The 24,921-nt window shown below is 43.8% G+C and carries 22 protein-coding genes and 1 pseudogene; 5 read left to right on the top strand and 18 right to left on the bottom strand.

Annotation, left to right across the window (positions count from 1 at the left end):
- Window positions 1–151: 151 nt before the first annotated feature.
- On the bottom strand, window positions 152–808 hold the full coding sequence (locus AC5JM2_RS02810; protein WP_495833393.1) for a LabA-like NYN domain-containing protein: 657 nt from the start codon (window positions 806–808) through the stop codon (window positions 152–154).
- 304 nt (window positions 809–1,112) lie between these two features.
- Window positions 1,113–1,301, bottom strand: coding sequence for a hypothetical protein (locus AC5JM2_RS02805; RefSeq protein ID WP_495833392.1), 189 nt, complete (start codon window positions 1,299–1,301; stop codon window positions 1,113–1,115).
- Window positions 1,302–1,488: 187 nt separating this feature from the next.
- Here AC5JM2_RS02805 and tatA point away from each other — a divergent pair, with 187 nt between their 5' ends.
- On the top strand, window positions 1,489–1,662 hold the full coding sequence (tatA, locus tag AC5JM2_RS02800; RefSeq protein ID WP_169264593.1) for a twin-arginine translocase TatA/TatE family subunit: 174 nt from the start codon (window positions 1,489–1,491) through the stop codon (window positions 1,660–1,662).
- A gap of 351 nt (window positions 1,663–2,013) precedes the next feature.
- On the opposite strand, the gene cphA is transcribed toward tatA, so the two are convergent.
- The 3 genes from cphA to AC5JM2_RS02785 form a co-directional block, all read right to left on the bottom strand.
- Window positions 2,014–4,713, bottom strand: coding sequence for a cyanophycin synthetase (gene cphA / locus AC5JM2_RS02795; protein ID WP_495833391.1), 2,700 nt, complete (start codon window positions 4,711–4,713; stop codon window positions 2,014–2,016).
- 195 nt (window positions 4,714–4,908) lie between these two features.
- Window positions 4,909–5,772 carry a cyanophycinase gene (locus AC5JM2_RS02790; protein WP_495833390.1) on the bottom strand — a complete coding sequence of 288 codons (864 nt, stop codon included), beginning with the start codon at window positions 5,770–5,772 and terminating at the stop codon, window positions 4,909–4,911.
- A 64-nt stretch (window positions 5,773–5,836) separates the two neighbouring features.
- The gene (locus tag AC5JM2_RS02785) at window positions 5,837–6,055 is read right to left on the bottom strand and encodes a hypothetical protein (RefSeq protein ID WP_495833389.1); all 219 of its coding nucleotides are present in this window, start codon (window positions 6,053–6,055) and stop codon (window positions 5,837–5,839) included.
- 389 nt (window positions 6,056–6,444) lie between these two features.
- Between AC5JM2_RS02785 and trmD the strand changes: the two genes are divergently transcribed.
- Both trmD and ispF read left to right on the top strand, forming a co-directional pair.
- Window positions 6,445–7,149, top strand: a complete 705-nt coding sequence (gene trmD / locus AC5JM2_RS02780; protein WP_495833388.1) for a tRNA (guanosine(37)-N1)-methyltransferase TrmD — start codon at window positions 6,445–6,447, stop codon at window positions 7,147–7,149.
- A gap of 107 nt (window positions 7,150–7,256) precedes the next feature.
- Complete coding sequence (gene ispF, locus AC5JM2_RS02775) at window positions 7,257–7,751, top strand: 2-C-methyl-D-erythritol 2,4-cyclodiphosphate synthase (RefSeq protein ID WP_495833387.1); 495 nt, start codon at window positions 7,257–7,259, stop codon at window positions 7,749–7,751.
- Window positions 7,752–8,037: 286 nt separating this feature from the next.
- Here ispF and AC5JM2_RS02770 read toward each other — a convergent pair whose 3' ends face one another.
- From AC5JM2_RS02770 to AC5JM2_RS02750, 5 genes are all read right to left on the bottom strand, one after another.
- A complete protein-coding gene (locus tag AC5JM2_RS02770; RefSeq protein WP_495833386.1) occupies window positions 8,038–9,018 on the bottom strand; it encodes a glutathione S-transferase family protein in 981 nt (326 codons plus the stop codon).
- Between the two features lie 251 nt (window positions 9,019–9,269).
- A complete protein-coding gene (gatC, locus tag AC5JM2_RS02765) occupies window positions 9,270–9,560 on the bottom strand; it encodes an Asp-tRNA(Asn)/Glu-tRNA(Gln) amidotransferase subunit GatC (protein WP_495833385.1) in 291 nt (96 codons plus the stop codon).
- A 16-nt stretch (window positions 9,561–9,576) separates the two neighbouring features.
- Window positions 9,577–9,771 carry a hypothetical protein gene (locus AC5JM2_RS02760; protein WP_495833384.1) on the bottom strand — a complete coding sequence of 65 codons (195 nt, stop codon included), beginning with the start codon at window positions 9,769–9,771 and terminating at the stop codon, window positions 9,577–9,579.
- 32 nt (window positions 9,772–9,803) lie between these two features.
- Window positions 9,804–10,325: a photosystem I assembly protein Ycf3 gene (locus AC5JM2_RS02755; protein ID WP_495833383.1), complete on the bottom strand. Its 522-nt coding sequence runs from the start codon at window positions 10,323–10,325 to the stop codon at window positions 9,804–9,806.
- A 108-nt stretch (window positions 10,326–10,433) separates the two neighbouring features.
- A complete protein-coding gene (locus AC5JM2_RS02750) occupies window positions 10,434–11,102 on the bottom strand; it encodes an SOS response-associated peptidase (protein WP_495833382.1) in 669 nt (222 codons plus the stop codon).
- 202 nt (window positions 11,103–11,304) lie between these two features.
- On the opposite strand from AC5JM2_RS02750, the gene AC5JM2_RS02745 reads away from it, so the two are divergent.
- Window positions 11,305–11,925 carry a glutathione S-transferase family protein gene (locus AC5JM2_RS02745; protein ID WP_495833381.1) on the top strand — a complete coding sequence of 207 codons (621 nt, stop codon included), beginning with the start codon at window positions 11,305–11,307 and terminating at the stop codon, window positions 11,923–11,925.
- A gap of 279 nt (window positions 11,926–12,204) precedes the next feature.
- Here AC5JM2_RS02745 and AC5JM2_RS02740 read toward each other — a convergent pair whose 3' ends face one another.
- From AC5JM2_RS02740 to AC5JM2_RS02725, 4 genes are all read right to left on the bottom strand, one after another.
- Window positions 12,205–12,429 (bottom strand): DUF167 domain-containing protein, encoded by a 225-nt coding sequence (locus AC5JM2_RS02740; RefSeq protein ID WP_495833380.1) that lies wholly within the window; start codon window positions 12,427–12,429, stop codon window positions 12,205–12,207.
- On the bottom strand, window positions 12,413–12,823 hold the full coding sequence (locus AC5JM2_RS02735; protein ID WP_495833379.1) for a ribosomal maturation YjgA family protein: 411 nt from the start codon (window positions 12,821–12,823) through the stop codon (window positions 12,413–12,415). The genes AC5JM2_RS02740 and AC5JM2_RS02735 overlap by 17 nt, the downstream gene beginning before the upstream one ends.
- A gap of 81 nt (window positions 12,824–12,904) precedes the next feature.
- Window positions 12,905–13,447 (bottom strand): DUF2231 domain-containing protein, encoded by a 543-nt coding sequence (locus tag AC5JM2_RS02730; protein WP_495833378.1) that lies wholly within the window; start codon window positions 13,445–13,447, stop codon window positions 12,905–12,907.
- Window positions 13,448–13,476: 29 nt separating this feature from the next.
- On the bottom strand, window positions 13,477–14,217 hold the full coding sequence (locus AC5JM2_RS02725; RefSeq protein ID WP_495833377.1) for an LmeA family phospholipid-binding protein: 741 nt from the start codon (window positions 14,215–14,217) through the stop codon (window positions 13,477–13,479).
- A gap of 262 nt (window positions 14,218–14,479) precedes the next feature.
- On the opposite strand from AC5JM2_RS02725, the gene AC5JM2_RS02720 reads away from it, so the two are divergent.
- Entirely contained in the window at window positions 14,480–15,529 is a 1,050-nt protein-coding gene (locus AC5JM2_RS02720; RefSeq protein ID WP_495833376.1) for a hemerythrin domain-containing protein, read from the top strand.
- A gap of 109 nt (window positions 15,530–15,638) precedes the next feature.
- Here AC5JM2_RS02720 and AC5JM2_RS02715 read toward each other — a convergent pair whose 3' ends face one another.
- The 4 genes and pseudogenes from AC5JM2_RS02715 to AC5JM2_RS02700 all read right to left on the bottom strand — a co-directional run.
- Complete coding sequence (locus tag AC5JM2_RS02715; protein ID WP_495833375.1) at window positions 15,639–16,820, bottom strand: M20 family metallopeptidase; 1,182 nt, start codon at window positions 16,818–16,820, stop codon at window positions 15,639–15,641.
- 481 nt (window positions 16,821–17,301) lie between these two features.
- Window positions 17,302–17,868, bottom strand: a complete 567-nt coding sequence (locus AC5JM2_RS02710) for a pentapeptide repeat-containing protein (RefSeq protein ID WP_495833374.1) — start codon at window positions 17,866–17,868, stop codon at window positions 17,302–17,304.
- Between the two features lie 1,548 nt (window positions 17,869–19,416).
- Window positions 19,417–22,353 carry an NHLP bacteriocin export ABC transporter permease/ATPase subunit gene (locus tag AC5JM2_RS02705; protein WP_495833395.1) on the bottom strand — a complete coding sequence of 979 codons (2,937 nt, stop codon included), beginning with the start codon at window positions 22,351–22,353 and terminating at the stop codon, window positions 19,417–19,419.
- 114 nt (window positions 22,354–22,467) lie between these two features.
- A pseudogene (locus AC5JM2_RS02700) lies at window positions 22,468–24,759 on the bottom strand (NHLP family bacteriocin export ABC transporter peptidase/permease/ATPase subunit); the annotation flags it as partial.
- Window positions 24,760–24,921: the final 162 nt, after the last annotated feature.

Raw genomic sequence — 24,921 nt, 5'->3', positions numbered from 1 at the left:
TATCTCAATCACTGTAAGGCTTTTGGGTTTCGCACCGCGAACTAGTCTAAAGTCCAATTTTTTTGTAAGCGTTCAATGATTTGGCGTAAATCGCTCAATGCCAAGCCTCAAATAGTGGAAAATCGTTTCCGAACTACTAATGCGATCCAAATTATTGAGCGGATACCTTTTTTTGAATATCTTGTTTGATAAGTTCAAGGTCAGTATAAGAGTCAGCAACCCTAATCAGACTTTCATTAGTCATACAACCCAAACTAACAACTTCCACTTTAACTCCTCGGTAAGTAATGTTATCTACAGCATAAGCAAGGTCGCCATCTCCACTCAACAGAACTAAAGTGTCGCAGTACCTTGCTAGGGTCATCATATCGACAGCTATCTCTACATCCAAATCCGCTTTTTTAGAGCCATTAGGGAGCACAATGAGTTCTTTACTCACTACACGATAGCCATTGCGACTCATCCACATCAAAAAACCTTGCTGTTTATCGTTCGTGTAATCAACACCTGTATAAAAGTAAGCCCTAAGCAGTTGACGCTTTTTTGTTAGATAGCGCAGCAGTTTAGTGTAATCAATTTCAAGATTGAGGTGCATGGCTGAGTAAAACAAGTTTGCACCATCAATAAAAATGGCAATACGCTGGTGTAGCTTGTTGTCTGGATTGTTTTGATCGCACGATCGCACAAGTTTTGCGCTTGCAATATCTGGTTTCTCAAATACAGAAAGCTGTGTCATATTCAACAGTGGCTCAGGCTCCAACTTTAAGCGTCGTTGGTTATTATGCTGAGGTCGTGGAAGTAGCTCCATGAAAATATGACTCCGAGCGTGCGTGATTTTTATTAAAGATAGCGGTGAATATTATTCGACTCATGAATGAATAGATAGAGAAAACTAACAAATTAATATTTTCTTTATGTTCTACTATGCTTTGTCTTGCAAATCATCTAATTACGTACAATTCTTTACTTTTTGTAATCTTTCTTGTAAAAAAAGATAAAAAACTAAAAGATTGGTCAAAAATCTGTGAAGTTGATAGTAGGTTTGGTAGTGGGTCTTCACTGCGCTCACATACATAATCATTGGGTAAATCCTGCTCAAACAAAGCCACCGTCTATAATTGACGTCCTGCTTGAATCCACGCTTCGGGAGCACGCTCGGGTGCTTGTTTAAAACTCTGACAACAAACCCGACAGACAAGTGCGCCCAATTTTGCACTTTCGGCAATTTTGAGTAAGCTTAGTAAAGGGGTTGAACCTGTGTAAAACTGCAAAACTGCCACGAATAATCGTCGTGCCCTCATGGTGACCTGTGGCGACAGCTATAGTTTTATTGAGAAAAATCAGGCTATGGATGCCTCTGTTGCCATCGCATTGTCCATCCTCGCCCAGTTTTACATACTTTTTTTTGATCAAAGCCCGCAGAAGCAGAAATTATACTTAAATACCGGACTTGTCCGGCGTTGTATTAGTTTTATGGAGTAGAGGCTTATGTTTGGATTGGGATGGACGGAAGTAGGTGTCATTGTTTTGGTCGCTGTCGTGATTTTTGGACCAAAAAAAATTCCGGAGTTAGGCAGCGCACTGGGGAAAACTCTGCGGGGTTTTAAGGAAGAACTGAAAAATCCCAGTGAAGATACTAATCCGGAAGAAGAAAAACAATAGTTATTTGTCTTTTGTCATTTATCTTTACGTAATGACAAATCAACGGCACTCACTTCAAATCGGAAAACCCCTATGGCGTCAGCCATAGGGATCGATATACCTGCTGCGGGAAAACCTGCTTGTGCTACAAGGGGGGCTTTGGGGTTCCCTCTGGGATTGGAGGGAGACCCCCCTCCGGGCAAGACCTCCGCAGATCGCGTAGCGCTCCACCAGTCGCCGTGAGAGCGGAAAACCCCTATGGCTGACGCCACGCCTTACGGTGAGTCCAGCGCTGGATTCACGCCTGGGCGTACTGGCTCCCCTCCCGCACTTGGTGTTGTCGTCACCGCCTACAGTGCTGCCTGATTCGGACTATAACAGCGTGTTGACTACAGAAGATTTCACCCCAATTTGAGAATCTATAGTAGACGGGTTGGTTTGCTGGAGTATCTCATCTTTGACGACTCCACGTGCTGTAATTAAGGCAATAGCGCGGCTAATGCTTTCTGGCAAAATGACCACTAGACTGTTATCTGGAGCCATGTCCAATGCTCTGTTAACGGCTTCTGTTTCACTCAGAATTGTTTGATGCTGATAGTTGGGGTTAGTTTGCTTGATACCTTGAACAATTAAATCAGCAGCGCTACCGCGTGCTCGTCCCCTGGTGTCGTCATCTTCTTTGACGATAATAGAGTCAAAAATTTCCGCTGCTAGTTTGCCAAGCATAACGAAATCTTCGTCGCGGCGATCGCCAGGCCCGCCAACAACTCCAATCCGTTTGCCAGAAATCCAGTTGCGGACGAAAGCACCTAAGGCTTGATAACTAGCTGGGTTGTGGGCATAATCTACCAAAGCATGGTAGTTGCCCAAATTAAATAAATTCATTCGTCCCGGTGTTTGACTCACCGAAGCGCGAAAGGTATTTAAGCCAGCACGAATTTGTTCTATGCTCACATTTTGTACGAACGCTGCCAAAGAAGCTGCTAAAGCATTGGCGATCATAAACGGCGCACGTCCACCCATTGTCAGGGGTATATTTTCTGCCCGTTCAATCCGGTGTGTCCAATCACCTTTTAAGATTGACAGATAGCCATTTTCATAGACTGCGGCTACTCCTCCTTTTTGAATGTGCTTTCGCACCAATTCCGATTCCGGATTCATAGTGAAGTAGGCAATATTGGCTTTTGTTTTTTCTGCCATAGCAGCAACTCTGTGATCATCAGCGTTAAGCACTGCGTAACCGTCAGGAAACACAGCTTCAGCGACCACACTCTTGAGATGCGCCAACTGGTCAATAGTATCAATATCGCCTATGCCCAGGTGGTCAGAGGCAACGTTTAATATCACGCCCACGTTAGCGTTTTCAAAAGCCAGTCCAGACCGGAGAATACCACCACGAGCAGTTTCCAGTACCGCCACTTCCACTGTTGGATCTTGCAGGATGAGTTGGGCACTTTGGGGGCCTGTATTGTCTCCTGACTCTACCAAGTAATCCCCGATATATGTCCCATCTGTCGTTGTATAACCTATGACTTTATTAGTCTGCTTAAAAATGTGTGCCAACAGCCGAGTCGTGGTAGTTTTGCCGTTAGTCCCCGTTACGGCAAGAATGGGTATATGACTGATTTTATCCGCTGGGAACAGCATATCTATGACTGCTCCTCCTACATTACGAGAGATCCCTTGACTTGGAGCAACATGCATCCGGAATCCGGGAGCAGCATTAACTTCTACAATCACACCATCCATTTCTCGCAAGGGACGGCTAATATCCGCTGTGACAATATCAATTCCTGCAATATCCAAACCGATAACTTTCACTATCCGTTGTGCCAGCCAAATATTTTCTGGATGAATTTCATCTGTACGGTCTATGGCACTGCCCCCTGTACTCAAGTTTGCCGTTGCCCGCAGATAGCAAATTTCGTTCTTAGGTAACACACTATTAAGAGTGAAACCTTGCTTTTCCATGAGTTGGTAGCTGGTACGGTCGAGTTCAATTTTGGTGAGGACATTATCATGTCCTTCACCACGGTTTGGATCTTTGTTAGTTTGGTCAATGAGTTCAAAGATGGTAGATTTGCCATTACCCACCACATGAGCTGGCACACGTTCAGAAACTGCCACAACTTTGCCATCCACCACCAGTACCCTGTGATCCCGCCCAGTGTAATACCGCTCAACAATAATTGCTCGGGAAACCTGTCTTGCAGAATCGTAGGCAGCTTCCGCTTCTTCCCAGGAAGTGATATTGATGGAGATACCGCGTCCGTGATTGCCATCTAAAGGTTTGATGACAATAGGGTAGCCGCCAACGTATTCTATGGCTTCTTGTAAATCATCCAAGAAGTTGATGACGGTACCTCTTGGTACTGGGACTCCAGCGTTGGCAAGAACGCGTTTGGTGGCTTCTTTATCGCAGGCCAGTTCTACTCCCAGGATGCTGGTATTGTCTGTCATCGTCGCTTGTACCCGCTTTTGATTCACGCCGTAGCCCAACTGAATCAAAAAGCGTGCGCCCAGTTGCATCCAAGGAATGCCTCTTTTTTCTGCTTCTTTGACAAGTGTTTCTGTACTCGGTCCTAATGCCGCATCACGCCATAAGTCTTTCAGGTCTTGCAAATCTTGCTCTAACTCTGCCTTTGGATAACGACCCCGATCAACTATACTTTGGCATAGCCGCACTGCTGCTCTGCCAGCGTAGCGTCCCGCTTCCTCGTTCAGATACTCGAGCACTACCTGGTATACTCCCGATGTTGAAGTTTCTCGGGTCCGACCAAAGCCTACGTTCATTCCAGTCAAATCTTGCAGTTCTAGGGCTACGTGTTCCACAACATGGCCCATCATGGTGCCTTCGCGCACTCGCATCAAAAAACCACCACGACAGCCCGGTGAGCAAAAATGACCTTCCAGACTGGGCAAAGCCTCCACTAATCCTTCATAGAAGCCGGGAATTTCGTTTGTGGGCGTCTCGGCAAGGTTTTCTAAATCGAGGCGCATGATAATTAGCTTGTGGCGTCGAATGCTCCAATAGTTGGGGCCGCGTAAGGTCTGGATCTTGAGGATTCTCATGGGAAATAGGTAGATGGAGATTCGGAACCAATATTCTAGTTTCTTACTGGAATTGACCGCTTAACTGTTCATAGTAAACAGTTTTTTCTTCTTAGATCGTATTATTCTCATTTTTTTGGCTGCAAGCAACCTAAAATCTAGCGGTCAATTCAGTGTTTGTTTCGCTTACTAATGTAACATCAGCTACTCATATCGTCAGCTGGAGACACGGTATACAGCAGGTAATACTGTACGCTGATACATGTGATAACGATCACCATGACTGAGAAGATGCAGTCGTAGATTATGGATGTTTAAGGGTTCAGTTGCTCCGACATGTGGCTCATTCGTGTGAGTGACCTCAGTTGGATCTACAATCGTAACACTACCTTTGCCTAAGACTTGTAGCCACCCATCCCGCTCAAACATGGCACATGTATCTTCGTCAATCCCAATCCCTAAACGATCTGGATGAGCTGCCAGCGCGCTCATCAGCCGCACCATACGATTGCGATTGTGGAAGTGTTGATCTACTATCACCTCTGGGATCAATGCCAAACCTGTAGCCATATCCACTAGGGAGCGATTTGGCGATTCGCCGCTACCACCCCCTGCGATCATGTGATGCCCCATCACAGCCGCTCCAGCACTCGTCCCTGCTACAGTGAGTTGTCCAGATCTAACGCGTTGCCGGATAATATCCATTGCTGGCGTATCAGATAGCACGCCACACAGACGCAATTGGTCTCCCCCTGTCAGAAACACTCCTGTACAGTTTTCTAGAGATGTTTGGATGTAAGAATCTTTACATTGATCCCGTTCTCGAATGTCTAAGATTTCGACTTTCTTAGCACCCATTTCTTCAAAAATACGAATATATCTACCACCTATGATGCTTGGTTCGCGTGAGGCAGACGGGATAATTGTAATATGGCCATTGCCGGCACCAGACCGACTGACAAATGTCCGCAAAATTTCGCGTCCATGTACTTTGTCTTCTGCGCCTCCGATGACCATAACGGCGGTTTTAGTTGCTTGGGGTGTCCTCATTTCCAGCGATTTGACTTTTAATTGCGGCATTGTGTTTGTTCTCCTGTCAACAACTTCAGGTCCATTAAACAAGTTAGCTTTCGCCTGATTCTTTTTATGCTTTGCCTCTTATGGAGGACAGTGCTTCATGTACAAAATGCCTCAGTTTGTGGAATGTCCTTTGCCGTTCCTTTTGGGTTTGTTTTTTCACATTCGCTCCCAGTAGGGTATGGTACAGGGGCACAAAGCTTTGCGCCTCTGGGTCTATACGGGCGCAAGGAATTGCGCCCGTACTGGTGTAAGGTAAGAAGGTGATTTGAACACCTGTGTCCATGAAAATTTGGTTTGAAGTCTGTAAATTTGTTCATGAAGAAAAACAACGAGATTCTTTATTTCATACCCTGAGTTCATGTCTCTCGGGTTCCCTACCTCATACCACCAACACTTCACAGTGGAGGGAGAAAAGCAGATCTTGACACACTTTTTGCTGAGGCAAGCTAGATGCATCGGAAGAAGTTGTTAACTCGGTTCAGTTTAATAATTTAAATGTAGATGTGACAATATTTAAACATAAATTAAGTAATTAGAAAAACTTGTGTTGACACGGAAAACCCAATACTTCCGGTACTTTGAGACACAATTGATGATGTTGATTTGTCTCGTGACACAACATCGTTTTCAAATCATCCAATTTTAGATTAGTGTCCTCCAATACGAAATACTGTGCGCTTTGATATAGTTACGCTGTTTCCTGACTGTTTTACCTCTGTTCTCAATACCGGGCTGATAGGTAAGGCTTTGGCAAAGCAGATTGCCCAAGTGCATTTGATTAATCCACGGGACTTTACCACTGACAAGCACCGGAAAGTTGATGATGAACCTTACGGCGGTGGTGTGGGGATGCTGATGAAGCCAGAACCTATCTTTGCTGCTGTAGAATCGCTGCCAGTTTTACATCGACGAGAGGTTATTATGATGAGTCCTCAAGGTCAAACGATGAATCAGCCACTGTTACGAGAATTGGTAACGAATTATGATCAATTGGTAGTAATTTGTGGTCATTACGAAGGAGTGGATGAGCGAGTGCTGCATTTAGTTGACCGCGAGGTCTCTTTAGGGGATTTTATTCTGACTGGTGGGGAAATTCCAGCAATGGCATTAATGAATGGTGTCGTACGCCTCTTACCGGGAACAGTGGGTAAAGTCGAGTCCCTAACGGCAGAAAGCTTTGAAGAGGCATTGTTGGACTATCCCCAGTATACCCGTCCTGCGGTGTTTCGTGGCTGGAAAGTTCCTGAGGTCTTGCTTTCTGGCAATCATGCTGCAATTTCTAAGTGGCGTTATGAACAACAAATCACCAGAACACGCCTGCGCCGCCCTGATTTGTTCAAAAGTTGGAAAGAGAAGCACAGGGAGCACGAGGAGTAGCGCAGAAATTATAACTCCCAATCCTCGCTTCGTTTTCTACCAAACTCTTGACTTGTGAGTACTAACTAATGACTAATGACTAATGACTAATGACTAATGACTAAAAAATGAATATTCGTATTGGTAACGGCTACGATATCCACCGCTTGGTGAGCGATCGCCCCCTCATTCTAGGCGGAGTTCATATACCCCACTCCTTGGGTTTGCTAGGACACAGCGATGCTGATGTTCTGACACACGCGATCATGGATGCTATGCTGGGGGCGCTTTCTTTGGGGGACATTGGACATTATTTTCCTCCCTCAGATCCCCAATGGGCAGGGGCAGATAGTTTGGTACTGTTGAGTCAAGTTCATCAGTTGGTTCGTCAACATGGTTGGCAAATAGGTAATGTTGACTCAGTGGTTGTGGCGGAACGCCCGAAATTGAAACCCCATATTGAGAAGATGCGGGAAACAATAGCGAAAGTTTTGCAACTGCAGCCAAATCAAGTTGGTGTCAAAGCGACTACCAACGAAAAACTTGGTCCTACTGGACGCGAGGAAGGTATTTGTGCGTATGCTGTGGTTTTGCTTGAGAAGTTGGAAAATTCTGCTTGCTGAATGAATTTGATCAAGAGTGGGGGGTGTAAAAGATCCCCCCGCCTGCGGCGACTCCCCTTAAAACTTCCATTCCGCACCCGCTACTGTCACAATCGGTTTTTTCTGATTTGTCTCTACCACAAAGGCTGTATTTTATACAATTGTCGGGTAATTTGGGTTAGTGATCGCCAATTCAAAATCTTCAAACGTCCAAAATTCGTAGTGTGACACTTTAGGGTGCGGAATGTGGGTTATATCCCAGCGCTAAACGGAGTACCGTTATAGCGTGGGGCTTACGGCGAAGAAGCTAAACTTTTATCGCTGCACGAAGTTCGTCGCGGTTATGCGGTGCATCAAAATCAATAATCGGTCCTTTCGGTACAATTCGAGTTGGGTTAACCTTAGGATGACTTCTGTAATAATGCCGTTTGATGTGGTCCAGGTTACAAGTTTCTTTAACTCCTGGCTGTTGATAAAGGTCTTTGAGATAGTTCCACAGATTGGAATAATCTACAATCCGACGTAAGTTACATTTGAAATGTACATAATAAACCGCATCAAAGCGAAACAAGGTTGTAAACATACACCAGTCCGCCTCAGTGATTTGTTCACCACAAAGATAGCGCTGCTTTCCTAACACCTGCTCCCAGTGATCAAGAGCATCAAAAAGTTCGGTTACCGCTTCATCATAAGCTGATTGCATTGTGGCGAAACCCGCGCGGTAAACACCATTATTTATCGGCTGGTAAATTGCATCAATAGTCTCGTCAATAACTTTTTGAAAATGTTCTGAATAAAAGTTTGCATCTTGTTTCGCGAAGGCATTAAACTCTGTATCTAACATCCGTATAATTTCGCGGGATTCGTTATTGACGATTGTCCCAGTTTGTGTATCCCATAAAACTGGGACTGTCACCCGTCCACTATAGTTGGGATCAGCTTTGAGATAAACTTGCCAGAGATACTGAGTTCCATTGACTGTATCGGGAATGCTCCCTGGTTCATCAGAAAATTCCCAGCTGTTATCATGAATTTCTGCCGCTACCACGGACATGCTGATCACATCTTGCAACCCTTTCAATTGGCGCATAATAGCGGTGCGGTGTGCCCAAGGACACGCCCAGGAAATGTACAAGTGATAGCGCCCTGATTCTGCTTTAAATCCGCTAGAACCATCTGCTGTAATGTGGTTCCGGAAAGTTGTTGAAGGACGGAGAAATTTACCTTGTGAGTCTTCTTGCTCGCGAGAACTGACCCATTGACCATCCTTGAGGATTCCCAAGCCCATAAGTTTAGTTAGTAGTTAGTCCTTAATCACTACTAGTTATATTTAATAATCAACAATGGCATGAGTATCTTTAGATAGAACTACTAGCAGCATTGTAAATTGTTACTAACAATGACTAACTTTTAACTACTAAGTAGCTCAACATAAAAAACAGAAAATACGATTCTTGCGATTGCTTCGCTCCACTGCGTTTTGCTCGCAATGACATTTCACGTTTAATTTGGTTGAGCTACTTAACCAATAAATCCTAACTATTGCTCATTCAATATTTTAGGTACCTTAAAAAAGTTCCCTTCTTGTTCCGGCGCACTCTCAAGAATATCTTCGCGGTTGGGATAAGCTTGTAAATCATCTGCTCGTGTCACATTCTTCACATCAATTGCTCGTAATGTTGGTGGCACATTATTCACATCCAATTCACTCAGCTGTTCAAAATAGTCAAGAATACTTCCCAACTGAGTTGTGAATTTCTCTTCTTCTTCAGACGTCAGCTCTAAACGCGCAAGATGAGCTACTTTATGAACTTGTTCACGGTCAATCATGGTTAGTCATTAGTCATTAGTGAGTCCAGCGCTCTTGGTAGGGGAGCCAGTGCTGATAGCAAAGCGTGTCCGCAGGACATAGACGGGTTTCCCGTCGCAGGATAAGAGCGTTGGGGTTCCCCCCCGTTATAGCACCTGGCGTTTTCCCTCCGTAGGCGACTGGCGTTAGCGCAGCGTGACCGCAGGTCATCCCCGAAGGGTCATTAGTCATTAGTATCATGACAAACGACTAACGACAAATTATTAAAAGAATACGTCAATTTGGGAGCGTCCACTGGTTTTTAACCAGTTTTGAGCTTCGATGTAGTTATTGGGAGCTTGGCGAATAGCTCTAATCCAGTAATCAGCCGCTTTGTCAAACAATGCTTCCCCCCCGTCTTCGTCTCCTGCTTGTTTTGCTTTTTCCCCTTGATAGTGGTAAATGACAGCGATGTTGTTCAAAGCTTGGGGTAGGCGTGGATTACATTCGAGTGCCTGATGATACAAATCTAGAGCTTTGTCATGTTCGCCGTTGCTGGCGTGTATCAAACCCATGTTATAGAGGATATAGCTTCGGTCGTTAGTGTCTTCCTCTAGTTCTAATGCCTCTTTGTAGTTGTCCAAGGCTTCAGCATATTCTCCTTCCGACTGAGCGGACATTCCATCTCGGTAATAAACAAAGGCTTCTTTAGCTTTTTTATTAGTTGGCAGAAGCTTGAGGATCAGATCTGCCATGACTGTAAAGCTTTTGTCAACAAAGTTATCGTTTTTCTGGGTTCTTGGCATAACGGCTTATGTGATAGGTTTGCCGCAATCATGACAATGACTGGGTGTTTAGTCAGTGCTTGAAGACTCACTACAAGTTAATCTAACTGATTAAGACCTCATGAAAAATTACAAAGGCTTAATACAATCTGAAATATTTTGCTTGGGGCTGTTGACAACTTTGCTGACTGGGTAAGCAGTCATCGCTTCGGATGGGTAGGGGCGCAGCAGTTGTTGTAGCGGTTCACGTGTTTGTACTTCTGGATTTAACCACACATCGTAATCCTGCTGTTGAAGAATAACTGGCATACGCTGATGAATCGGCTGCACTAATTCGTTTGCCTCTGTGGTCAAAATTGTACAGGATGTGATTTCTTCACCTTCGGGCGAGCGCCATTGCTCCCACAACCCTGCAAAGCCAAAAGGTTTTCCTTCTTGCAGATGAAAATAATAGGGCTGTTTTTGATTTTCTTGATGCTGCCATTCGTAAAAGCCGTCTGCTACTACCAAACAGCGACGGTGCTTTAATGCAGAGCGGAAAGCTGGTTTTTCTGCTACTGTTTCTGCCCTAGCGTTGATCAGCTTGACTCCGATTCCTAAATCTTTTGACCAAGAGGGAATTAATCCCCAACGTAACTTCTGAAATTTGCGCTCTTCACTTTCTTGATTATACAAGACTGCCTCGACCATTTGCGTAGGAGCAATGTTATATTGCGGCTCTAGATCGGGAAGTTTTTCTACATGTAAGGTTTCGTATAATGCTTCTGCTGTTTGGATTAAAGTAAATCTTCCACACATAGTTTTTATTCTATCGCTTATTAAGATTACAACGTCGAAATCCTGCAATAAATATTACTTTTATTTTTTATTAATCAGAGAATTGTGTTTCGTACTAAAATGCTATATATCAAACAATTTTAGCATATTTATTTGTATTTTTCGATAATATGCTGTATTTGTACGGCATAATTCATTAACCATTTCATCTCAACTTTTTGGCATGAAAAACCTGCGTTTGTATGATTTTTTACCCTCTGGCAATGGTTACAAGATTCGTCTTTTATTGACGCAAATTGGCATGCCATTTGAGAGGATAGAGGTTGATATCACTAAAGGTGAGTCTCGAACGGCAGAATTCTTAGGTAAAAATCCCAACGGAAAAATTCCCGTTTTGGAAGTTGAACCAGGGAAATATTTAGCTGAATCAAATGCCATTATGATTTATCTGAGTGAAGGAACAGAGTTTTTACCATATGATCCCTTTTTTAAAGCCCAAGTACTGCAATGGTTATTCTTTGAACAATATAGCCATGAGCCTTATATCGCTACACTGAGATTTTGGATTTCTATTTTAAATAAGGCTCAGGAATACCATCAAGTTATAGAGCAAAAACGTGAGCCTGGTTACGTAGCTCTTAGGGTGATGGAAAAACACTTATCCAACCACGCTTATTTTGTAGGAGATCGTTATACAATTGCTGATATTGGCTTGTTTGCTTACACTCATGTCGCAGATGAAGGTGGATTTGACTTAACACAATTTCCTGCTATCCAAGATTGGATAGAAAGAGTGAAAGCACAACCTGCCTATATTAGTATTACAGAAGAGTTAAAGCCTTAGTCATACTTCTAACAAGATTCATTTCTTGTGTGTTTTTTGAGATGCAAGTCTTGCCCGTTCAATATTTCAAACGGGCAAGATATTTACCTCATCAGGAAATAGTGACTTTTAGATCAGGGCGGACAGTCTGTTCACGCTATAAAAGAAATAGAGTTGTTACACTCATTCGTTTTCTTAGTGTTCTTGTTTGTGTAGCGTCCACGGGCAGATGCAAACAAGTTGAAAAACCATGTACGACAGTCGCTTGCCTTTGAGTTAGCTTGTTAAATCTGAGATAGTCTAATCTGTATCAATCTCAATCAGCTTTTGCCGAGAAGATAAACCAGACTTAATTTTGATATGCGATTTTGACACATCAAATTTTTCCGCTAGTAGTTTAATTAACTCTTCATTAGCCTTGCCATCTACAGGAGGGGATTTTAGATGCACTTTAAGAGTACCATCAGCTTCTTCCTCAATCTTTTGAATTTTTGAATTAGGTTTAACTTTAACTTTTTTTTGCATAACCTTTAGGATGTAATTGACGCAACCACAACCAACCTAAAACACAACCCAACACATAATGAGGAAAATCCCACCAAGAAAAGGTGGTACCAATTAACCATTTACCTATCAAGGTAGTGCGAAACTCCTCTAACAAAGGTGGATGCCATAATTGTAAAAATTCCAGTATGCAGGTGATAAGAAATACCCACAGAGGAATTTCCTTCACAGCTGCCCGATTTCTAAAAAACACAAATGCAAATAAGCACCAGAATATTTCATAAAAAACAGCTGCTCCGTAATCATTAAACCACTCATGAGCAGGACCAGTGTAGTACTTAAAGAAAAAGCCCATCGTTACAACGATGAGCATACAGACGATAATATAAAAGGTTTGAGTTGGTTTTGATAGCATTTTCGCAACCAGGAACTAACAAAGATTTTAGTCCTTGCACCAAAGCTTTTTAGGTTGGGATTTGCGAAATCTAAAAGATTGTCACGGATATCTTCTGCTACCAGCACCCACCACACCAATTTTGTGGCGATAGGATAGTTCAGCACCGAACCAGCCAGAAGCACTCGTCAGCGTACCGACAATGAGTGAGAGTATGAGTCCCCAAGGTAATATTGCTGACTCAGGGTTGCCGAGACGCAGAATGAAGTTAACGGCGCTCAAGACTAGGATCGCTACGTTAAGAGTCAGGTGCGCCCAGCCAGCAGAACGCTTGCGGACTCGTTCAATTTGCAAAAAATCGCTAATGCCGATCAGCGCTGCTAAAACGCCTCCAAGCAATCCCAGTCCGATCAACCACAGCGAAGCTTTTGCCCAAAAGAAATCATGAGTTAACCAGTAGCCGAAGTCGCTACCCAAAGCGCCGGCTAAAAAAGCTATGGGAAAGACGACACTCAGGGGGTGTAAGGGATGCCCTGCGATCGCAACAGTGCTAGGTACACCAGTATCGTGATACTCTCTATCATCACTCTCAATAACTGGTGGCAGATTTGGGAACGGTGTCGAAGTTCTTTCTGTAGTTTCCATAATTTTTACTCTCCTTAAGGATCCTAATTTTATGCGGAGGGAATTTGCTCTACGTGAGCTTCAGCTTGCAGTATCAGTTTAGGTGTTTCCACTTCAAGTTGTTTAACTCGTAGAGTTATTCCTTCTAAATCAAAGTTACTCAGATTCAGAATTTCACTTGTTGCATTTATCAAAGCTTTTGTCAACTCTGGTGATATTTCCTGTGTATCACCATACTCAACATTTTCTAGAGAAACTGTTTCTCCATTTGCACTCACTTTCGGTACTGCGGAAAAAGCGACTTGGTGAGTTTCATTCGTTTCTTTTAATAGAATAGTAGCGCTTAATGCGACTTTATTATTGCCAGGTAAATGAAAATCCACGTGTTGAGGAATAATTGTTGTTAACTGCCCGTTGACGTGAATTTTCTGGCTTTGCAACTGTGAACGGACATATTCTGAGTTGAAGGCACGGTTGATATCGTTTTCGAGCAAAACAACTTGTGTACTTGCTTGCGTTGGTTTTGTCAGTTCAATCTTACCAAAAGCTGCACTCAAAGGATTAATAGCAACGCTACCCGTTTGCATTTTCAACTCCTCCGCTCGGAGGTCTTTTTGGATTACCAATCCTTTGCCTTCTATTGAAACTGAATCAACTTCTCCTTGAATCACTTTCAGTGGGTCTGTTTTGACATCTACATCGAGACATTCTACTTTATCTAACTGGCTAGATAACGCGATTTCTACAGCTTTGTTCAGTGCCTGCTCCCCTAACCCCTGATTATCGGGCATTCTGAATTGATATCCTTTTTTGACTTTTCTTGCGTAAATCTAGAAAACTAGTATTAAAAATTAATCTATCTGCCGAATGAGCATTAAAAAAACAATTATCTATCTCAAAGTAGAACATAAAAACTTATTAAGTTTTCTTCTCCTTTTTCTACCCATGGTTTATGAGCTATCGGTCAAAAGAAAGATGGAACCTTCTTGATAGCTGTGTCACTTTGAGAGAGGAAATAACGCGAAAAACTTGATCCTGAGGGGATACCAGAAAATGGTTGTAACACTAGATGATACCAAGCGTTCTGCTCTTGCTGTGAAGCTGGCAGATATCAAAGCACTTCAACAATTGCTGATTGAAAATGAGCAGCAGTTGATTAAAGAAGTCAGCGATCAAGAAATAGCTGAGCGCCTTCGGAATATGCTCAATGATGACCAAAAGAACCTGGGTGTTCTGGAAACTGTTATTGGTCAGTATGGCATCCAAGCCGAGCCAAAAAAAACCATTACAGAAATGATTGAAAAGGTTCGTAAATTGCAGCAAGGCTCTGATATGAGCCTGTACGAGAAAGTATTTCAGCATGAATTGCTGAAGCACCAACAAGTTATGAGCGGCTTGACTGTTCACAAAGCAGCACAAAAAATTGGTGCTGACGTATTGCTGGCGATCGCACCTCTAAATACAATTAACTTTGAGAACCGCGCCCACCAAGAGCAACTCAAAGGTGTTCTAGAAGTTTTGGGTGTCCGTGAACTGACGGGACTTGATGCTGATCAAGGAATTTGGGCACGCGTTCAAGACGCTATGGCTGCAGTCAGTGGCGTTTTAGGTAGTGCTGTTACCCAAAACACTGACAAGAAGGATCTGAACATCCAAGATGTTATTCGTTTGGATCACGGCAAGGTTAACACCTTGTTCACTCAACTTTTGGCAAGCAATGATCCCCAAAAGATTCAAGAGTACTTTGGTCAAATATACAAGGATTTGAGTGCTCACGCTGAAGCTGAAGAGCAAGTCGTCTACCCGAGAGTACGTCCTTTTTACGGTCAGAACGATACTCAAGAACTGTACGACGAGCAAGCGCAAATGAAGAAGATGTTAGAGCAAATCAAGGGTATCAACCCCTCTAACATAGAGCAATTCAAAGGTCAAATCAAACAGCTAATGGATGCTGTTGGTGACCACATACGTCAAGAAGAAAGCTCGATGTTTGCTGCTATTCGCAACAACTTGAACACCGAGCAAAGCGAGCAATTGGCTACAGAATTTAAAGCTGCTAAGACCGAGATTCAAAAGAAATTGGGCGTAGTCGGCGCTAAGTAGTTTCTGGAACCACAAGACACAAAAATTTGCATCTTGTGGTTAGTTGTGCTATAATACCAACTCCCAACACGTGCTAGATGGTGGGAGTTTTTCTTTAAAATTAAGTTTATCAAGTTTGGTGCCAGTATTTGTAAGCTGTATACGCCATCGTCACAACTCCAGTAATAATGGCAGATTCATTCACCTCAAAGAGTGGATGGTGCAGCGGGTAATTGATGAGCCTATCTTTGAAGCCCACACCCAAGCGAAACATACTACCAGGAGCGTGTTCTAAATAAACAGAAAAATCTTCAGCACCAAGAGAAGGTTCGGGTAACACTTGAACGCGATCGGTACCCCATGCTTGTTCTGCTGCTGTTTGCGTCAACTGCGTTAGGAAATAATCGTTTTGCACGCTAGGCACGCCTTGGCGATAATCTACCTGATATTTTGCACCGTACGGCTCACATACGTTAGCGACAATTTTTTCAATCCAATTTGGAAGATTAGCACGGGTTTCGGGATGGAGAGAACGGACTGTTCCCAACAACTGCACTTTATCAGCAATCACATTTGGCGCTCTACCACCGTTAATCTGCCCTATGCTTAACACGACAGGACGTAAAGGATTCTGGGTTCGGCTAATTGCTTGTTGCAGTGTAGTTACGACTTGGGAAGCAATCCAGATAGCATCTACCGCCTCATGAGGACGAGCACCATGTCCGGATTCACCGATAATGATAATCTCTAAAGTATCAGCAGCTGCCGTCAACGCGCCGTAACGCACACCAATCGAACCTGCGGGTATCGAAGGGAAAACATGAAGGCTAAGTATATTTGAAACCTGGTTCATTACGCCATCGTCTATCATCCAACTAGCGCCCTGGGCTATTTCTTCTGCTGGCTGAAATAAGAACCGTATTCCACCCGGTAACTCCTCTGCTATTTGAGACAGTACCATTGCCGTTCCTAAGCCGACTGTCGTGTGGACATCATGACCACAAGCGTGCATAATACCTAGTGAGCGAGAGGCGAACTCTAGACAGGCGCGTTCTGTAATTGGTAACGCATCCATATCAGTGCGAATTGCCAATAGACGCTCATCTTTGCCAGTTCCTTGCAGTTCTGCAACAACGCCAGTTTTACCCACCCGCTCTTTTACGTGAAGACCATTAGAAGATAAAACACCAGAAACAAAAGCAGATGTTTGCTGTTCTTGACCGCTAAGTTCTGGGTGAGAGTGGATATGACGGCGAATCTCAATTAAGCGAGGTGCCAGTTTGATTGCCAAGTCTTTAATAAGAGTGAGCATTGGTGAATTAAGTTACACAGTATTTTGTCATTTTTCTCATGATAAAGAAATGTTAACTAAATGCTGATTGAACTTCCATATATTTTGAAAGTCAGGAAGTGAAACAGATAGGGAGAGTGGGGAAGTGATACCGTTTCACTTTAAGGTTGATACAAATGGGGCAGGGAGCAGGGAGCAGGGAGTAGGGGGAAAGAATTAGAAACCAATCATTTGTATCAGGGATTTCGTGAAATGGTATAAGGGAGTGTGAGAGTGAGAGAAAAGACTTATTGAGCATTAACTCTTCCCTCGCTCCTTTCCTCGTTCCCTCCCTCACTCCTGTTTAAGTAAGTCGGTGCAATAAAACCAAACTGTGTGAAGAAAAGTAAATAAGGCTCAAACTCTTACTCTCCCTGCTCAGAGCCCCCTTTTCCCCCTATCCCCAAAGGGGACCCCGAGTCCCCCTGCCTTATCCCAACAATAATTATTTACGCCGACCTACTTACTCGCCGCGACAAGTTGTACCAGGAACCTTTTGGTTTTTGAACTTATCACATTCAACTTGTTGAGCTGGACGCTGTAATGACCAGCCATAATTTTTGTCAGAAGTGACATAGCCTGTGGGCATTGTGGTCAAACGGAAATTTGCGCCTCGAAAGTTTGTATACTGTCGTTTAGCTCCTGTGAGATTGGCAGCTTCTAAATTGGCACCGATGAATCCAGCAGAACTCAAATCGGTATTGTTCAGAGATGCTGATTTGAGATTTGCACCAGTTAAGGAAGCATTCGAGAGGTTTGCGGAGGTTAAGACTGCGGTTTCTAGATTTGCACCTGTGAGATCTGCATTTCTCAGGTTTGCCCCAGCTAAATTGGCACCTTTCAAGTTTGCTTCTCGTAAGTTGGCTCCACTTAATCTAGCTTGAGATAAATCAGCACCACTTAAATCACAACGAGGACAAGTATTTGTTGTTTTCAAAACTTCCAAGTCTTGCTCGTTGAGTGCGAAGGCTTGTGCTGTCAACCCAAAAAAAGTAAACAGAACCGTACTCATGACAATTTTAATGTTCATATTTTTACAGATAGACTCAATTTAGAAAGTTTGGGCAGTAGATGTAATGCTACACTTATATATAAGACTAGTTCAAGAAATAGCGAGAATAAAGAACTAGTAAAGATGTTGTAAAAATACCGTAAATTGTTGCGATAAGACTGTACAAAAGTGAACACAGTTAATAGAATAAAAACATCAAGATATATACCGAAACTCTATAGTCTACGACCTATTTTTCCCCCTGAGCCACATATAAAAACGGCTGGGGGGAATTATTTTTAGCCCACTTTAGCTCACATTTCTCAAGTGCAATACGCCTTTATGCGTCTGTTGTTCCTTTGCGATACACGTAGCGTCAAGAAGAAGGAGTGTAAGGGTGTAGGGAATAAATCAGTTTACTCTTAACTTGCACATTTTAGAACCGTTATACAGTAAGGCTTTGAGAAATCCCAGAAAAATGTGCTTGTTTCATATTTTGCGGGAGCGTTAATCGCGCCCGTGAGAGGCTCAGATCTTGCACCATAATTCTCGTCCGCCAAGAAATAAATTTCTTGGCTCAAAGTTTAAGTCCGTTAAAACTCCTAACTTGCACATTTTATAAGCCTTATATAGCAAAGCTTTTAGCCCTCCTTTGAAAAATGTACAAGTTTTATTTGTTGCTAGCGGCGAAAAAACGCGGCTAGTCGGGCGCTCACATCTTGCAGCAGTTGCGTTATTGCAATTTTTGTAAGGTGGGCACTGCCTAGAGTTCGCTCAAAACCTTATTTTTACGTTGTGGGCAGTGCCCACCCTACGGTGATTGAGAATGGTGCAAGATCTCAGTTGAAATGGACTGAAATTCTTACTCAGTCTTCTTTAGAAGACTTTAGCTATTAGCCTGGGGTTTAAACCCTAGGCGGGTAATGCGACTGGTGCAGGATCTGAGTTAGCGCAATGACGGGCATTCAAGCGGACATGATATGACTCAAAATTCCTTCTGGTGCGAGATGCACTCGCGCTCGGAACCTCACCCTGCCCTGTCGGGCATCCCTCTCCTTATTAAGGAGAGGGAAAGATTTTAGCGCAGCATTCCCTCTCTACGAGACGCACTCGCGTTCGGAACCTCACCCTGCCCTGTCGGGCATCCCTCTCCTTACCAAGGAGAGGGAAAGATTTTAGCGCAGCTAAAAGCTAGGGTGAGGTTTTGCAGCGAATGATATCAAGTTGCCTTCTGTTATAGTAATTTGTGGTTAGGGGAGATTGCTTCGCTGCACTTCGTTTCGCTCGCAATGACAGATGCTACGTTTGATTGCAACTTGGTATGAGTGGGTAAGTAGAACGGCGCAAAAAAACCGAAGTATGTAACGGAAAGTAAAGTTGCCCAAAAAGCTCTTCTCTTCTGCCTTCTGCCCTCTGCCTCCTGCCTTGTCATAACGACAATTTTCAACACCGACCTACTTAATTCAAGAACTTGTGTGTACACCGTAGCTTTTTAAGGGGAGCCAGTGCGCTGTTGTGGGCTTCGGCCGTGAGCTCAGCCAAACGGTTTCCTGACAAAGCAAACTTTGCAAGACGAATTTTGAATTGTTAAGCCATTTGCCTCGCCATCAACTGAGCAAACAGCCCCTCAACTTTAGCCAGTTCTTCAAAACGACCCTGCTGCAAAATTCGACCTTCTTGGAGTACATAGATGCGGTCAGCGTTACGGATTGTACTCAGTCGGTGGGCGATGACGATTCGGGTAACTTGCAGTTTATCTAAACTTTCACTGACGATCGCCTGAGTTCTGTTATCAAGCGCACTGGTAGCCTCATCAAATAACAAAATGCGGGGTTTTAATGCGAGTGCGCGAGCAATCAACAGCCGCTGTCGTTGTCCGCCGGAGAGATTACTACCTCCCTCACTCACGATTGTATGCATTTGCATCGGCATCGCCGCAACATCATCTGCAAAACCTGCCATTTGAGCTGCTTGCCAAGCTTCATCCATCGTAATCAATGCATTACTGGCAATATTCTCAAAAATTGAGGCTGACATCAAGCGACTATTTTGCAGTACTACACCTAATTGGCGGCGCACAGCATGGACATCTAACCCTGCCAAGTCTTGTCCGTCGTAATAAATCGTGCCAGACTTTGGGAATTCAAATCCCAAAAGTAACCTTAATAACGTTGATTTCCCGCTACCTGAAGACCCGACAATGGCAATAAATTCTCCTGGTTGGGCGTGGATACTGACATTCTCCAAGATTAATTGACCATCATCGCGGTAGCGGAAAGATAACCTGTCTACATCTAATTTACCCGATAGTCTTCCTGGATCTGCCTGATGAGACTTGACTTCTAGTTCACCTTGCAGTATAGGTTGAGCACGTTGCCACAAAGGCAAGATTTGTAAAACTTCCACAACTGTGCTACTTAAACTGGTGGCTCCGTTGACAAAAGTGCCAAAAGCTACGTTAAATGCTAAAAAAGTACCAGTTGATAAACCAGAGCCTCCAGGAACTTGGGACTGCCCAATTAAGCTAGTAGCAAACCAGAAGAGGGCAGCAGTTGTTAATGCAGGTAACACGTGATTGATAACGGTGACAGTGTCTTCAATGACTTGGGTACTTAGGATTAATTTCAATTGATGGGTATATTGTTTTCCCCAATAACCAAAGGCGCGGGCTTCAGCTTTAGCGACTCGGAGTTTGGTAACTCCATTAATTAACTGCACCATTACACCAAAGATTTGTCCTTCTTGCTCTAGCAGAGGGCGAACTTTGCGGACAATCAGAGTACCAGAGATGATTGTGACAGCAATATTTACGAATGCTACCACACAAGCTATCAAAGCTAAGGGAAGACTGTAGTAGAACAATAGTCCCAGATTGAGTAGCGAGAACAAACTGGAGAAGATTGTTCTTAAGATTGTACTACCTAGTCTTTGGCGAATTTGAGTAATCGCCGTAACTCTAGAATCCAAATCACCAACTGAGAAGGAGCGGAAAAAGGAAGCCTTTAACTTTAACAATCGATCCCACACTGCGGCTTGAGTAGAGGAATCGGCAAAAGTTTCTAGCCTAATGGTAGCAAATCCAAGGGCTAGTTGAAACAGCATTCCGCCAAAGGCAGCAGCTATCAAACCAAAAGCAATTTGGCTTAACAACCCCCGATTAGCATCTGGGATAGCTTTGTCGATCAGGATTGCTGTAGCTTGAGGTGTTAGCATTCCTAATAAGCTGATAGTCATGCCCATCACTAAAACTGTAATGAGTTCTTTGTAATGACCTTGAAGGGCAAACCGAAGCAAATCAAGAGTTTTGAGCTGTTTATCAGGCAAAGGTCGATAGAATACATAGGCAGTCGAAGCTAACACTCTTGCTATGGGGGTATCCACAGGAATGCGCCTTTGTTCCGAAGGGGCGTAGAGTTCGTAACGCGTAGCAGACACTGGTAATAGTGCTACTGGCAGTTTGTCCTCAATCGTAAATGCCAACATTGCCCCGGAATCCTTTTCCCACCACTTGTCTCGCAACTGAATTCGCCGCACACGGATATGGGAAGCACGGGCGATCGCTTCCACAGGATCTTGCACTCGTGATAAATCTTCTGATGCAGCTGGGGGACAAATCTTAATTCCTAATGCTCGTCCTACGGCACCAGCAGCAATTAGTAAGGCTTGATCTGGATCAGTTGAATCAAGACTACTACTGAATTCTGAAGGATTATTTAGTCTGTCTGAGTTTGGCTGTGGCAATACAGATGCTAATTCTGCTAACGTCTCTTGCATCACTTGCCTTTCAAGACGTTCTCTGGCTTGAAATCTCAGTAATTCTGCATCCACTTCCTGCCGTTGAAGCAGATTAATACAATAAAGAAAATAAGTTTGTAATTGGGACAAACCGCCTAATAAGGAATTGATATCTTCGATTTCTAAGGTGTTAACACTTTTTAGCTCAACAGCGTTATCTGCTTGTAGCCACATATTCGCACCTAAAGGCAAGATTGCTGATGCACGAGTTAACGAGAGTTCCTCAAACCCCATCCATCGAACACGTCCTTGCACGACTTGCACCCACGATATTTGATGCGGCTGGAATATTTGGTCTTTGACTAAGGAGATGTCGCGGGTTTCCGGAAGCGATGTTGGTATCGTTGGTGTAGTGATGCCAGCAAGCACTGAACCTAATTGATAAATCCAGTGTTCTATCAGAGTTACGACTTCTTTATTAGCGTTAGCAAACAATTGGTTAAAGTCGGCTTTGGATACTTTGAGAATTTCTGTCTCCTCAAGCGACACCGCTAAGATTTCTTGCTCGTTGTCTTGTAAACTTGGTGCAGTCGCAAATATCGCCTGTCCTGCTGTGCTACTAAATAAATAGCGACGGGTATCTTTTGGAATGCTATTGTTATTTGCAATCGCAAATAACGCCAAGCAACCAGATTTCACTAGCCAAATTGTCTCAGGCTCATTTAGCTGTAGCGATTCATTGCATCCTAAATAGTAGTGTTGTCCTTTGAGATTTGAAAAAGACAACAAGGAAGAATTTATTTCTCCCCGAGCTCCCCGGCTCCCTGCTCCCTGCTCCCTGCTCTCTACTCCCTGCTCCCTGCCCCCGGCTCCCTGCTCCCTGCTCCCTGCTCCCTGCTCCTCTCCATCACTGCGGATTAATTCTAAGTACAGCCCTTCAACTTGCTGTAATTCTTCATGGGTTCCCCGTTGGACTATCTTGCCGCGATCAAGAACAATAATTTCATCACAATCTCGGATGGTTGAGAGTCGATGCGCCACAATGATGCAAGTGCAACCACGCAACCGCAGATTACGAGTGACGTTCTTTTCTGTTTCGCTATCCAGGGCGCTTGTGGCTTCATCCATAATCAGAATACTAGGATTATTCACCAAAGCACGTGCAATTTCTAGCCGTTGTCGCTGACCACCACTCAAATTGGTAGCACCTTCCAAAAGGTCGGAATTGTACCCATTTGGCAGTGAAAGGATGACATCGTGAAGTTCTGCGTCTTGACAAGCCCGAACCAGATGACTGTCAGGAATAGTAGTATCCCAAAGCGTCAAGTTATCTCTGACGCTACCAGCAAATAACAAAATCTCTTGCTCTACAACAGAAATAGAATTGGCTAGTACTTGACGAGAAATTTCCTGTCTGGGGTTTTCGTCAAATCGAATTTCTCCTTCCCACGGTTGGTATAAGCCACACAAAAGTTTGGCAATGGTAGACTTTCCAGAACCACTTCCACCTACCAAAGCAACTCGTTGCCCTGGCCTGAGCAAAAGATTAAAATTTTCAATCTGCGGTGGAGCAATTTGGCTATAGCCAAATGTCAAATTGCGTAATTCTACGTACCCCCTGAGTTTGGGCAGAAGATAGGGGGATGTTTGCGATCCGACGAGCCGTAAGCTGGAAGACAAGGAAGGTACATAAGGCAAGGAAGAATTTATTTCTCCCTGAGATTCCCTGCCCCTGTGGTCCCTTACTTCCCTGCTTTCCTGCTCAAGCTGCCGATCAATTGGATTACGTAGGATATCATCAAGGCGAGTGAGATTACCTTCCATCTCTTGGAGTTGGCTTCCCAAGTTGATGAGATTACTTACTGGAGCGAAAAACCTTTCCATCATACCGAGAAAGGCGATTAACATTCCGATGCTCAAAGCTCCATCCATAACTCGCAAACCGCCCATAGCTAAAAGTAGCATGGAAGCGATCGCTTCGAGAAAACTTGGTAAAACACCAATTGTCTGGTTTGTTTCCTCTAATTCTTGGTCGGTGTTGATGGCTTTGGCATAGTGACCGGCCCAGCGGGAAAAAAAATCTGATTCTAACCCAGATGCTTTTAGCGTCTCCATACTCTGAAGACCAGAAATCTCTACGCCGCTGACTTTTCCTTGTTCTTGGATGAGTTTAATGTTGGCATCTACGCGCCGCCCTCTCACCCACTGCAAGGCTGCAAGGTTTATAATCACAAAAGCGATCGCAACTAAGGTTAGCACCACATCATATTGCAACATCACTATTACATATAGAAATACAGACGCTGCTGCAATGACTGTAGTCGCTAACTCACCCGAAAGCATATCAGCAACACTATTGTTGAGCTGTATACGGCTACTGATTTCCCCAGCATACCGCTGATCATAAAAACTCAGGGGTAGGCGTAAAATGTGCCACAGATACCGACTCTTCATCCCCACGGACAACTTGATTTTCATCTTCCGCAAGAACTGCAACTGTAACAGCGTCAAAAACCCATTCAGTGCAGCTGTAAATAGCATGCCTAAAATTAGCGGACGCAACCATTCATACCGATGCTCAATCAATACGTTGTCTACAAATACCTGGGAGAATGCAGGTAGCGCCAGTCCGGGAATGACTAGCAAAAATCCTGCCACCACGCAGTAAATCAATGCACTAATAGAACCTCGCAGCCGTGACCACAAAGCTAAGATTGTGCTGGGCTTGCGTCCTCCGCGTTTAAATTCTGCACTAGGTTCTGCAACTAGTACGACACCTGTGTAAGCACCACTAAATTCTTCTAGGGAAACAGTCCGCCGTCCCATAGCGGGGTCATTAAGAAAAACTTGCTGTTTGCCGAATCCCTCTACAACTAGGAAATGGTTAAAGTTCCAAAATATAATATAGGGAAATTTCAACGACTCCAACCCAGCTAAGTTGGTCTTAAAGCATTTGGCGCTAAGTTTATAGTTTCTAGCAGCCTTGAGGATATTTAAAGCACTAACTCCGTCCCGCGATACACCGCAGGCTTGCCTCAGTTCCGTCAGTGGGACAATACGATGGTAATAACTTAGAATAATTCCCAAAGCAGCAGCGCCACATTCTACTACCTCCATTTGCAGCAGAGTAGGAGTGCGACACCGCTTTTTTTTAGGCAATTGCGCTAATGTCTTTTTTAAATTTTCCCAGAACATAAAAATATTTTTTAAAAATTTGAACTGTGATTTAATTTTTAGTCATCAATTATGTAAGGGAACACCAAAAAATAAATTATCCAATTTAGTGAAGTGCGTTATAGCGATCTGCGCACCGCGCAGCAGCGAAGCTATCGCGCTTCTGATGCTGTCTATTTATAT

Source organism: Brasilonema angustatum, from assembly GCF_059505445.1.
The sequence above is the reverse complement of the archived record's forward strand: the minus strand, read 5'-3'. Positions and strand labels throughout refer to the sequence as shown.

Coding starts and splice junctions, on each gene's coding strand:
- AC5JM2_RS02810 (WP_495833393.1), bottom strand. CDS start 808: ATGGAGCTACTTCCACGACCTCAGCATAATAACCAACGACGCTTAAAG.
- AC5JM2_RS02740 (WP_495833380.1), bottom strand. CDS start 12,429: ATGCAAAAAAAAGTTAAAGTTAAACCTAATTCAAAAATTCAAAAGATT.
- AC5JM2_RS02760 (WP_495833384.1), bottom strand. CDS start 9,771: ATGACTAATGACCCTTCGGGGATGACCTGCGGTCACGCTGCGCTAACG.
- gatC (WP_495833385.1), bottom strand. CDS start 9,560: ATGATTGACCGTGAACAAGTTCATAAAGTAGCTCATCTTGCGCGTTTA.
- AC5JM2_RS02770 (WP_495833386.1), bottom strand. CDS start 9,018: ATGGGCTTGGGAATCCTCAAGGATGGTCAATGGGTCAGTTCTCGCGAG.
- AC5JM2_RS02785 (WP_495833389.1), bottom strand. CDS start 6,055: ATGGACACAGGTGTTCAAATCACCTTCTTACCTTACACCAGTACGGGC.
- AC5JM2_RS02790 (WP_495833390.1), bottom strand. CDS start 5,772: ATGCCGCAATTAAAAGTCAAATCGCTGGAAATGAGGACACCCCAAGCA.
- AC5JM2_RS02735 (WP_495833379.1), bottom strand. CDS start 12,823: ATGCTATCAAAACCAACTCAAACCTTTTATATTATCGTCTGTATGCTC.
- tatA (WP_169264593.1), top strand. CDS start 1,489: ATGTTTGGATTGGGATGGACGGAAGTAGGTGTCATTGTTTTGGTCGCT.
- cphA (WP_495833391.1), bottom strand. CDS start 4,713: ATGAGAATCCTCAAGATCCAGACCTTACGCGGCCCCAACTATTGGAGC.
- AC5JM2_RS02805 (WP_495833392.1), bottom strand. CDS start 1,301: ATGAGGGCACGACGATTATTCGTGGCAGTTTTGCAGTTTTACACAGGT.
- AC5JM2_RS02715 (WP_495833375.1), bottom strand. CDS start 16,820: ATGCTCACTCTTATTAAAGACTTGGCAATCAAACTGGCACCTCGCTTA.
- AC5JM2_RS02755 (WP_495833383.1), bottom strand. CDS start 10,325: ATGCCAAGAACCCAGAAAAACGATAACTTTGTTGACAAAAGCTTTACA.
- AC5JM2_RS02745 (WP_495833381.1), top strand. CDS start 11,305: ATGAAAAACCTGCGTTTGTATGATTTTTTACCCTCTGGCAATGGTTAC.
- ispF (WP_495833387.1), top strand. CDS start 7,257: ATGAATATTCGTATTGGTAACGGCTACGATATCCACCGCTTGGTGAGC.
- AC5JM2_RS02710 (WP_495833374.1), bottom strand. CDS start 17,868: ATGAACATTAAAATTGTCATGAGTACGGTTCTGTTTACTTTTTTTGGG.
- AC5JM2_RS02730 (WP_495833378.1), bottom strand. CDS start 13,447: ATGGAAACTACAGAAAGAACTTCGACACCGTTCCCAAATCTGCCACCA.
- AC5JM2_RS02750 (WP_495833382.1), bottom strand. CDS start 11,102: ATGTGTGGAAGATTTACTTTAATCCAAACAGCAGAAGCATTATACGAA.
- AC5JM2_RS02725 (WP_495833377.1), bottom strand. CDS start 14,217: ATGCCCGATAATCAGGGGTTAGGGGAGCAGGCACTGAACAAAGCTGTA.
- AC5JM2_RS02720 (WP_495833376.1), top strand. CDS start 14,480: ATGGTTGTAACACTAGATGATACCAAGCGTTCTGCTCTTGCTGTGAAG.